At 45.9% G+C, this 1,901-nt stretch carries 1 protein-coding gene and 1 pseudogene; both read right to left on the bottom strand.

Translation table 11 applies throughout. The features are described from left to right. A pseudogene (locus WBV27_RS10010) lies at window positions 1-404 on the bottom strand (alpha/beta hydrolase); the annotation flags it as partial. Window positions 405-608: 204 nt separating this feature from the next. Continuing rightward, on the bottom strand, window positions 609-1,844 hold the full coding sequence (locus WBV27_RS10005; protein ID WP_424201683.1) for an MFS transporter: 1,236 nt from the start codon (window positions 1,842-1,844) through the stop codon (window positions 609-611). Between the last annotated feature and the right edge of the window lie 57 nt (window positions 1,845-1,901).

The following is a 1,901-nucleotide window of genomic DNA, read 5'->3' as shown; positions in this document are numbered from 1 at the left end:
ATTTTCATGGCATAAGGAAAGCCTTCATGAACGGAACCTACGTAAGCAAAGCCACCTCCGGGAGCAATCACCGCATAAGGCGAGCCGGCTCTACCTGGAAAGCAGAACAAGCCGGTTTGCCTTTTCTCAGGATCCCTGGCTTTCGCCTCTTCTGAATAAATATCATAAAATATAGTTTCACGGGCGTTGGAAGCGTCGATCATCCGATTGAGCGCTTGAACGACTGTATCCACATCCACCTGGCTGTGATACGGCAACAGCTTGGCGATCCGGGAAAGCGGCAGATCTAAATCCATTCTGTCGTTCCACGGCAGCAGCAAGTGGCCGAATCCCCGGAAAGCTGGGTGATCGATCATCGTTCCGATCGTATCGTTTCTGGTGAGGCAGGAAGTTCCTTTCTTCATCTCTGTTCATCCTTTCCGGTAACAGCTGGTCAACCTGCAGCATCGGAAGCACTTAGTTCATAAGCATCCTTCTTATCTATCATTCTATACCTTAGAGGTAACTCCAAGGCAAGCAATAAAAAAAGAAAGCCCGCACCCCGAAGGCACAAACTTTCTGTTTTTCCAATGCATAATATAATTATTAGCTATAGCTCAACAGAACCCTTACGCAAAAGTATCTGCTTCTGTTTTAGCCATAGCAGCCTCATTAGCTTGATTGGCTTGATAACTGTTCGCAAACACGCGCTTGCCGATCTGTGCTGCCAGGCACACAATCCCGATGACTGCACTTGCGATTCCTGCGAAAAGGAAAGCTTGGTTACCGAAGGAGATGCCCAACCAGCTAAGCACCATCGGAGAAATGATGCCACCGAGCGAATTCATGAATGTGAAGATGGACATCGCGATCGCTAACTCAAACGGTCTGACAACAACAGAAACATAATACGGAATGGTCGACATGATCATGACCATAGCCAATCCTGATAAGATTGCACCCAGCAACATGATGAAGACACTGTCGAAGAGAAGCACCAGAATGAATGTGGAAGCCAAGAACAAAAAGCCGATGCCCAAGATTTTGTCTTTCACCGCGCGGTTGATGTATTTCAGATTCATCCCCGCCAGGAATCCTCCAACAGTACCCACCGCGTTGATGATGCCGGTCGTGCTCGTTCCGCCGATTCCTTTGCCACTGACTACGATCGATAAATTGGTTGGGTAAACCGTGTAGATGAATGACATTATGAAGGCTAGGATCGAAATCAGAAAGACATACTTATTCATATTTCCCATAGTTTCCATCAAATTCATTTTCTTGCCGTCATGCCCAGCCGTAAAATCCTTTTCGATTTTGTCGAGCGGCAAAAACAGCATGACCAGGAAGAAAATCAAGATCGTAATCAGGAATATATAATAAGTGTTGCTCCAGTTTTGACTGCCTAGAAATCCGCCTCCCATCATCAATATGATTGCCCCTAGCGAAGTCACAGCGGTTCCCTTCCCCATCAAGCTTGCTCTTTCTTCCCCTTCAAAATAAATGGACAACAACATCGGGTTGATCGTGGCGATGAAACCAAGGCCGATTCCCATGATCAAAGAACATACCAGCAACGCATTGATGCTCCCATGAAAGACAATCGGCAACAAACCGCCGAGGCCTACCGCAAAAATACCCAGCAATGCCAAGATTTTCTTGGGAATCTTTGTAGCCAAAACACCTATAAATAACGTCGTAATCAGAGCGCCTAAACTGGGAATCGTAGCGATCATCTGAATTTTGGAGATCGGCTCCCCCGGAAATGCTGCGATTATTGCGCTGAAGGCACTCGTTATTACTAACCCGCTCATACTCAGAATAGACATACACAAAATACCGATTTTCACTTTATTGCTTACCATCTTTTTTTCTTCCTCTCTTTTTAAGCTTTCCTCTTGTCCATTGCATTCTCACAAATT

Source organism: Trichococcus sp. (assembly GCF_049589555.1).
GTDB lineage: Bacteria > Bacillota > Bacilli > Lactobacillales > Aerococcaceae > Trichococcus.
This window is presented reverse-complemented; position numbering and strand designations above follow the sequence as displayed.